We start from the raw sequence: 7,873 nt of genomic DNA, 5'->3' as shown, positions 1-7,873 counted from the left end.
CGAGAAAAACTCAATGTCAACGATTACATTGGAAATGGGGTGGGGGAATCGCTGGGAAAAAATAGACAGGCCGGAAAACCAAAAGCCCGCCCGCCAGTAGCGTCGATCACGAGCCGACTACGGTTCAGAAGCCGGCGCACTTTACCGTCGGAATCTAGGCGGAGTCGCGCAGCTTGAGTTCGAAGGGCAGGATGATATTTGCTGCTCCCTCGGCGGGGTCGCCCGGCTCGCACACGAGGCTTGCAATTGCCGGTCCAAAATCGAAGGCAGGAACCTTAACAGTGGAAAGCCACGGCGCCAGCCACTCGTTCAACCTGTTGTCGTCAAAACCAAAGAGCACCAGGTCATCAGGGAAGCGCATCTGGCGCTCAACCGCCGCACGGTGCACGCCATAAGCGATCATATCGTTTCCGCAGAATATGGAGAAGCGGTTCCGCTGTTGAGAAAACAATTGCCTACCAACCTCGTAGCCGCCCTCCATCGTAAAGGTCGTTTCGAAATGTTGTACAGTCGTCGTACGTCCGAGCCCGTCGAGAAATCCCTGAAGACGTTCGCTGCTTCCCGAAAATTCTCGGGGGCCCGAGATCGCGACGCAATTTTCGTATTCTCGGTCCCGGAAGTAGCGACCGACGTCGTGACCGGCGGCATAGTTGTCGATGCCGACATAGGGCGCCGACACTCCCTCTGCCGGGCGACGGTTGACGAAAATAAGATTATTCTGCCGTCCGGCCAGCTCACGCAGTTGCGGCGTATCGATCGCACCTTGGAGGATAATTGCCCTCGCCCGCAGACCGAGAGCGTCCGTCAACAGCCGGTCCTGTTGCTTCGGATCTTCCGCGGCATTCGCCAAAACCATCGATAGTCCGTACTCTTTGAGAGACTTTTCGACAGATGCCGCGACGTCTGCGGTAAAGTGATTCGTCGCATCCGGAACGAGCATTACCACGACACGGCTCCTGGAAAGTCGCAACGAGCGCCCGATTTCCGAGGGCGTATAGCCGAGCGCCTCAGCTGCGTTGCGAACGCTTTCCAACGTGTCAGGCGCTATTGCGGCGGCCTTGCCGCTAAAATACCGCGAAACGGTTGCCGTCGACACGCCCGAAAGTCGCGCAACATCCCGTACAGTCGGTGGCTTCTTCATCTCTAAATTGCTCGTTCAACATCTGAAAATGCAGCGGCAACGCGTATCAGCGCACCGCTCGTCCATTTGACCAGCTAGAACGGGGCCCGTCAACGATGGGAAGCCGTTTCGCACCGGTCAATCCGTGCGTCAGAGCAGAAGTCGTCTCGTTGTCGTCGGTAACCGTCTCACCATGGAGAGGGTCGGATGTCCAGGCCTTGGAGGGTTGGAAACAGGCTGTGGGGTGTTGGTGTGCAGCGATTGCTCGATTGCGACGAGAACCTTGAGATCTGCCAATCCCTCCTCGCCGTCCGGTTCCGGTCGTGTCCCGGTGAGGATGCATTGTGAGAAATATTGGATCTGCCCGGCGAACTGGTCGTGAATGTCATAGGATATGGTATCGATATTGCGCTTCGTCTTCACGATGAGCCGCGAAGGTGTGTCGAAGCGGAAGCCGTTCTCCATGATCAATTCGCCCTCGGTTCCAACGACATGATACGTGTCGACATCAAAAATCCCGAAGCTGCAGAAGAATTGCGCTAGCCGGTTTTGCGGGAAGCGCAATGTAACGGATATGCTCGCATCGATCTCCGTGAACCGCTGGTCGTCCTGCGGTCTTGCCGTCATTGCAAACACCTCGACAGGCTCCGCCTCGAAGACGTGTCTGGCCGCGTTGATGCAATAAATGCCGATATCCTGAAGCGGCCCACCCCAGAACTCGCTCTTCAGACGATGATTGCCGGTCTGCGACTGAAAGCCGAACGAGGCAAAAAAGGAGAGCGGCTCTCCTATCTTCCCCGCGCGCAGGACATCGAGGGCTGCCAATGTCGCTGGTTCGTTGTGAAGCCTGTAACTCGTCATCAAAAACACGTCGTTTCGCGCGGCTGCGTCAATCATCGCAATCGCCTCTTTCTCAGAGGTGGCGATCGGCTTTTCCACCATCACATGCTTGCCCGCGTTGGCGGCGCGCACGGCGAAGTCATGGTGCATCGGATTGGGAACCGCGACGTAAACCGCATCGACGACATCCTGCCGAAGCATCGTGTCGAAATCTCGATAGTCGCATACCTGATCAATCCTGAAAAACGCCGCAAGCTGGCCGGCGCCCTCCCGATTGCCCGAGACGATCGCGGTAACGCGAGAATTGCCCGTTTGCGGTACAGCGGGTAGGAATGCCTCCTGGGAGATCCATCCAGCCCCGACTACTGCATATCGTATTGGCGTCAACATTCTCGCACCAGTTCTTTAATCGTAAGGGTCAGCGATAGAGCGCCGGAGCTGCTTCCGGGACCATTCTTGCATCAACGCCATTTGCCATGGCGGCAACGATTTCCTCAGCTATCTTCGTCGTCAAATAGCCGTCCCAGGCACTCGCCCCCTCGCCCGGAACCTGATTGCGTATGCTTTTGACCCAATGATCGAGCTGAGCAATGTAGGCGTTCCGAAAACGCGGAATCCAATTGTCAGGATATGTGCCTCTCGTAAAACCGGCGACGTTTTCGGTTACCAGACGCGGCGTGATCGTCTGCAACGTCCCCTTCTGGCCGACCAGTTCCGCATGGACGTCGTAGCCATATCCGCAGTTCATGAACACTTCAGTTGAGACGAGCTCGCCCCTGTCGGTCTCCATCGTGATCAGCAGTGGATCGCCCGCGCCGAGCGAGCGTACATGAGCAGAAACCATCTCAGAGCCGAGCAGCCAGCGGCTCGCGTCGATTTCGTGGACGAAGGCGTTCGTCACCGACATCGGCCCCGCAAACCAGGTGGGCACTACTGGATTGCGATGCACATTATGGAGGATGACGGGTGAGCCGATCACGCCATCGTCCTTGAGCCGCTTCATTTCGACATAGGCCGGATCGAAACGGCGCATGTAACCCACCTGAACGAGCCGGCGCGAAGCCTTGATCTCCGCTTCGACAATGCTGCGGGCTTCCGCGGCTGTCGTTGCCAGCGGCTTTTCGCAAAGCACCGGCTTGCCTTGTTCGATGCAGGCCAGAACGAGACTCGCATGGGTGGCGTCTGGCGCGGCGATGACAACAGCATCTGTCCGGTCGGAGTGGATAAGTTCAAGAGCATCCGCCGTCACCCAGGCGTCTCCCGCCGCCTTGCGGGCCCGCGTCTCGTCAGCGTCGCAGACAGCGGAAAGATGCGCTCCAGGCGTCGCTTCCTTCAAGATACGCGCATGCTCCGACCCCATGACGCCGGCGCCAATCACTCCAACGGCCAAGTTCATTGCATATTCCCTTCAGGTTTTCGATATCTCTGGTCTAAGGGGCCGAAAGCCGACAACCCTTTGACGGGCGCAATGTTAACGTTTACATATTTGGGGGAAATTCTGAACAGCGGACTTCGTTCATCGCAGTCAATCAGATTTTGCACGGATGTCAACGATAACATTTTCTTTCTGATGGAGCGGGATTATGTTTAGCCTACGTAGTTTGGAGGTCTTCTACTGGGCCGCCCATCTTCACAGCTTTTCACGGGCCGCGGAAAAATTGAACACGACGCAGCCGGGCGTCTCGCAACGGATAAGCGCGTTGGAAAATCTCGTCGGTGAGCCACTCATCAACAGATCGAGCAAGCCGATCACGCTGACAAATGTCGGACGGATCCTCTACGGTCACGCGGAAGTGGTGCTGCGACAAGTTTCTACGATGGAGAAGGATCTCGCGCTCAACAAGAAAACTCAACGTCGCGTTCGGCTTGGCGTTTCGGAAACAATTGTTCAGACATGGCTCGCCACGTTTCTCGAGCAGTGTTCGCGTGATTTTTCGAACATCGACTTCGACATCACCGTCGACGTGACGCCCCCTATGCTGCGGGCTTTGCAAGAAGGCGAAATCGACATGGCCCTTGCGCTTGGGCCCTCTATCGTGGATGGCTTCACGCAGCGAAAGCTCAACGACTTCCCGCTGCATTTCTATGCGAAACCCGGGCTTCTTGAGGGCGAGGCGCTCACCTACGCGAACGCTGCTGCCTTTCCGATACTGACCTATCCGCGAAACACCTATCCATATGAATTTCTGCGCGACATGCTGCTTCGGAATACCGACCGGCCGCCGCGAATTTTCACCAATTCGTCGATCTCCACGATTGAAAAGATGGCGCTCGACGGCGTCGGCATCGCGCTGGTAGCGGAAGGTTCCTTGCGCGCCGACACGCAGAACAATGACCTCAAAAAGCTTTCGACCAACATCGTCCTGCCGCCGTTAAGCTTCTATGCATTTTACCCGCTCGGCGTCGGTGGAGAGCTCCTCGGCGAGCTCGCGCGGATCGCTGAAGCGATTGCTGACCGCTATGCTCACGCGCGATGTCACGCGACGTGATGGGTAGTCATTCGTTTCCGTTATCCCAACCGATGCAATAATATAATTTCACATTAAGTGGGCGGCACGCTTCAATCCCTGGCTCTAGCTGCCATCCTGGCAGGTAAGGTCAAGGTTGCCGGCAATGGCGTCGCCATCCTCCTGAGCGGAGGCAATGTGGATGCGGGCAAATTTGCAAACACATCGGCGCTCAGGATTGAGGGACCCCATCATGCTTGATTTAGAAAGTGCAAAGGGCAGGAACATCGCTCAAACCATCGAAGACTTCATGACACTTGACCTGACCGGTGTTGGTCTGATCGGCGGGATCTACCAGGCACTCCAGGCACGTCAACCGGGGCCTGCCTGCATGGTGGGCGCGAAGATCATTTGTGATCGCGTTCGCGAGCATCGCGGCCCCGTGATCATCGCGACCGGTTTTCCTGAAGGCGCGGGCGTACCCGAAACCGACGGCCCTGTCGGCGCAGCCCTGTTGGCACGCGCCCTTTTTCTGGGCCTCGGAGTCGAAACGATTATCCTGACGGACAACGATTGGGTCGAGATGACCATCGGGACCTGCCGGGGCGCAGGTTTGGCTCCCCTTCCCTTTCCCGACGATGGCGTCATCAAACCGGTGGACTTCGTCCGTCCGGTATATATCCGCGCCGTGCCGAAGGACGCAGCGCGCTGCGAGGCGATCACCGAGGCACTGCTCGACATCACCAGACCGTCGCTCGTCATCGCCATCGAGCGACCGGGCCGGAACGATCGCGGCTTGTACCACGGTCTCGGCGGTCGTCCTTTGGACGGCATGGTCGCCGATCTCGATCAGTTCTTCCTACGCGCAAAAGCCGAAAGAATACCGTTCCTGGCGATCGGCGATGGCGGCAACGAACTCGGAATGGGCGTCATTGGCGAGGAACTAAAGAGCTTTTCTCCGAAGGCGAAGGACAGCGGCCATCCGGGGCGCGGGGGCGTGGCGGCGGCGACCGCCGCTGATCATCTGATCGTGTCAAACGTGTCCAACTGGGGCGCGACCGGTCTAATCGCCGCCCTGTCGGCGCTCCTCGAGAAACCATCCATTTTTCACGATGGCGACCTCGAACGCAGATGTATCGAGCAATGCGTCTCCTTCGGCGGCGTAGATGGTATGTTCATGGGACCAGAGCCGGCGGTCGATGGCATCGCCGCGGCCGAGTGGGCAGGGCTGGTAACGACTCTTAGGAACACACTCGAGCGGCTGGCGGGCCGCGTGATTGGCTGGAAGGGCGACAGTGGCGATTGGCGTCAGCTGAAATAAAAACAGGCGGTCGATGCACGTCGTTGACAGGCGACCGGGCGAATGCATTCATCTGCGAGCTGTCTGGCGAGCGGGGCCGCACCTTCCCCTTCGGGATGACGGTTAAGGTTGATGCCGTTAGAGAAGCTGAGTATAGCCGCCCTTAGCGGCTATACTTGATTGCCATTTCGTCCGGCGCAGTCGTGCGTCTCAAGCTGCCCACAGGCGCCGACAGGATTGCGCGCGAAACGATAACGGCCTGTTCGGCTATAGCATCCAGGTCCTCGGCATCACCATTCCATTCGCTCCAATTGCTGCCAGCATCGAGCATTGACATGATCATGTTGACCCTGCCGCGACCGACCGCGTAGCCGATTGCTGCAGCGCTCGCCTGGAAAAGGTCGGCACAAAGATCAAGCCAATGATCGATCTCCCGTCGGAATTCCGGTTCCAAAAACCCGCCAACCCGATCCATCCGCACCAAGAGATCCCAAAGGTCGCTCGCCGGGATGCTTATCTGGCACCGTGCTACAGCCGATACCAATGCATCCCAAAGCTGCTCGGGTTCGGAGACCTTATCGATGGCCTCCAGGATACTGTATCCCCAGTTCGAGTAATGCCAACGGAGCGACTGAGCGACAATTTCACTGCGACCGCCGGGAAAATGGAAATAGATGCTTGCCGCCTTGACGTTTGCCTCCTTCGCGAGAGTTCTCATTGTGACAGCCGAATAGCCTTCGATACTCGCAAGCCTCAAGAAAACCTCGAGGATTCTCTTCCGTCCGGCCGTCAGCTCTGACCAGTCACAGCTGTCCAAATGCCGCTTGAAGCGGTTCCGAGCCTCGCATAATGACGTGGGGAGAGTCATCGAATTTCCAGTCCGGCGCGACGACCGCTTTTTCCAATGGCAGAGATCGATCTCGATCTGCCCCCGAGCTCTTGCACGACGACACCCTTTTGCATTCGCTTCATTCCCATCAAATCAAAATGGATCGCGCGCAGCGGTGAGCCACCCTCCGTCCATGACATAATCGCTTCCGTGAACATAGTCAGCATCGTCACTTCCCAGAAACGCAGCAAGCTTTGCGATCTCCTCGGGCTGGCACCAGCGTCTTGCAGGCACTTTGCTGATCGCGAGATCCATGTCGGGCGACGCGGCATTATGCTCAGGCAATGCCAGAGGCGTTGCGGTTGCCCCCGGGCAAATGGAATTAACTCGGATTCCACGCGCTCCATATTCAAACGTCAGCTGACGAGTGAGACCGATTACGCCATGCTTGGAGGCGGTATAGGCAGAACCACCTCCGGCCGCGCTGAATCCCGACGTTGAAGAGGTGTTGATAATTGCTCCCTTCCCTTGCGCCAGCATCTGTGGAATGACTGCGCGGGCCATCAGAAACGGTCCAGTCAGATTGACTGCCAAGACCCTGTTCCACTCGGCGAGACTGACTTCGTGAGCCGTTGCATGGCCATCAAGAATACCGGCATTATTGCAAAGAAGATCGATGCGCCCCCAACGAGAGATAACCGCGTCTACGCCTCTCTTGGCGCTGTCTTGGTCGCTGACATCCACTTGAAGCGCAAATGCCATCGATGGATCGCTTAGCCTGTCGACCGTTTCTTTCGCGCGCTCCAAATTGATGTCCATCGCAGCAACCCGCGCACCGCGAGAGACGAACTCCCCGACCATGGCTCGTCCCATGCCGGATCCTGCTCCCGTGATGATGACAACCTTATTCTCATAGTCCTTCATGATATTGCTCTCAGAGTTGTAGATTTCAGATGCTGGTGAGTGGCTCAGTCAAGGGCCGGCCTTGGCGATAGTTTGGGTGATCACGTTGTTGACGCTGGCTGCGGCTTCCATCTGCGGCATGTGGCCGGTCGCCGGGACCTTGACGAAGGTTGCGTTGGCGGGGATTTCGCCTTGCTGCGGCAGCGGCACGATCTGGTCCTGGTCACCCCAGATGAGTGTCACCGGGCATGACAGGGCGCTCAGCGTTGCACCGATCGATTGCTTCTGACCGCCGTTATCGGCGATGGCGTCCGCAATGGCCGACAGCGCTTCGGGAACGCCTTCCAGCCGCTTGAAGCGCAAGGTGCCCTCGACCATGTCGTTGGTGATCTTGGAAGGATCGGCAAACAGCCGCTCCAGGACAGCCTGCAGCG

At 57.7% G+C, this 7,873-nt stretch carries 7 protein-coding genes and 1 pseudogene; 2 read left to right on the top strand and 6 right to left on the bottom strand.

The features are described 5' to 3' along the window. Nucleotides 1-154: 154 nt before the first annotated feature. From CO670_RS32070 to CO670_RS32060, 3 genes are all read right to left on the bottom strand, one after another. Nucleotides 155-1,141, bottom strand: coding sequence for a LacI family DNA-binding transcriptional regulator (locus CO670_RS32070; protein WP_097594033.1), 987 nt, complete (start codon nucleotides 1,139-1,141; stop codon nucleotides 155-157). 129 nt (nucleotides 1,142-1,270) lie between these two features. Beyond that, a complete protein-coding gene (locus CO670_RS32065) occupies nucleotides 1,271-2,350 on the bottom strand; it encodes a Gfo/Idh/MocA family oxidoreductase (protein ID WP_097594032.1) in 1,080 nt (359 codons plus the stop codon). Between the two features lie 28 nt (nucleotides 2,351-2,378). Beyond that, nucleotides 2,379-3,356: a Gfo/Idh/MocA family oxidoreductase gene (locus tag CO670_RS32060; protein ID WP_097594031.1), complete on the bottom strand. Its 978-nt coding sequence runs from the start codon at nucleotides 3,354-3,356 to the stop codon at nucleotides 2,379-2,381. Between the two features lie 187 nt (nucleotides 3,357-3,543). Here CO670_RS32060 and CO670_RS32055 point away from each other — a divergent pair, with 187 nt between their 5' ends. Together CO670_RS32055 and CO670_RS32050 are read left to right on the top strand one after the other, a co-directional pair. Next, entirely contained in the window at nucleotides 3,544-4,449 is a 906-nt protein-coding gene (locus tag CO670_RS32055) for a LysR family transcriptional regulator (protein WP_097594030.1), read from the top strand. Between the two features lie 211 nt (nucleotides 4,450-4,660). Beyond that, a complete protein-coding gene (locus CO670_RS32050) occupies nucleotides 4,661-5,728 on the top strand; it encodes a glutamate cyclase domain-containing protein (protein WP_097594035.1) in 1,068 nt (355 codons plus the stop codon). A 142-nt stretch (nucleotides 5,729-5,870) separates the two neighbouring features. On the opposite strand, the gene CO670_RS32045 is transcribed toward CO670_RS32050, so the two are convergent. The 3 genes and pseudogenes from CO670_RS32045 to CO670_RS32035 all read right to left on the bottom strand — a co-directional run. Further along, entirely contained in the window at nucleotides 5,871-6,575 is a 705-nt protein-coding gene (locus CO670_RS32045) for a TetR/AcrR family transcriptional regulator (protein ID WP_097594028.1), read from the bottom strand. Between the two features lie 114 nt (nucleotides 6,576-6,689). Continuing rightward, nucleotides 6,690-7,460 (bottom strand): glucose 1-dehydrogenase, encoded by a 771-nt coding sequence (locus CO670_RS32040; protein WP_097594027.1) that lies wholly within the window; start codon nucleotides 7,458-7,460, stop codon nucleotides 6,690-6,692. 48 nt (nucleotides 7,461-7,508) lie between these two features. After that, nucleotides 7,509-7,873, bottom strand: a pseudogene (locus tag CO670_RS32035) (acetoin dehydrogenase dihydrolipoyllysine-residue acetyltransferase subunit); the annotation flags it as partial.

The organism is Rhizobium sp. J15 (assembly GCF_002531825.1).
In the GTDB taxonomy this organism is placed as follows: Bacteria; Pseudomonadota; Alphaproteobacteria; order Rhizobiales; family Rhizobiaceae; genus Rhizobium.
This window is presented reverse-complemented; position numbering and strand designations above follow the sequence as displayed.

What these genes read in the sequence shown, in the direction of transcription:
- CO670_RS32055 (WP_097594030.1), top strand. Translation starts at nt 3,544, where the DNA reads ATGTTTAGCCTACGTAGTTTGGAGGTCTTCTACTGGGCCGCCCATCTT.
- CO670_RS32060 (WP_097594031.1), bottom strand. Translation starts at nt 3,356, where the DNA reads ATGAACTTGGCCGTTGGAGTGATTGGCGCCGGCGTCATGGGGTCGGAG.
- CO670_RS32050 (WP_097594035.1), top strand. Translation starts at nt 4,661, where the DNA reads ATGCTTGATTTAGAAAGTGCAAAGGGCAGGAACATCGCTCAAACCATC.
- CO670_RS32070 (WP_097594033.1), bottom strand. Translation starts at nt 1,141, where the DNA reads ATGAAGAAGCCACCGACTGTACGGGATGTTGCGCGACTTTCGGGCGTG.
- CO670_RS32045 (WP_097594028.1), bottom strand. Translation starts at nt 6,575, where the DNA reads ATGACTCTCCCCACGTCATTATGCGAGGCTCGGAACCGCTTCAAGCGG.
- CO670_RS32065 (WP_097594032.1), bottom strand. Translation starts at nt 2,350, where the DNA reads ATGTTGACGCCAATACGATATGCAGTAGTCGGGGCTGGATGGATCTCC.
- CO670_RS32040 (WP_097594027.1), bottom strand. Translation starts at nt 7,460, where the DNA reads ATGAAGGACTATGAGAATAAGGTTGTCATCATCACGGGAGCAGGATCC.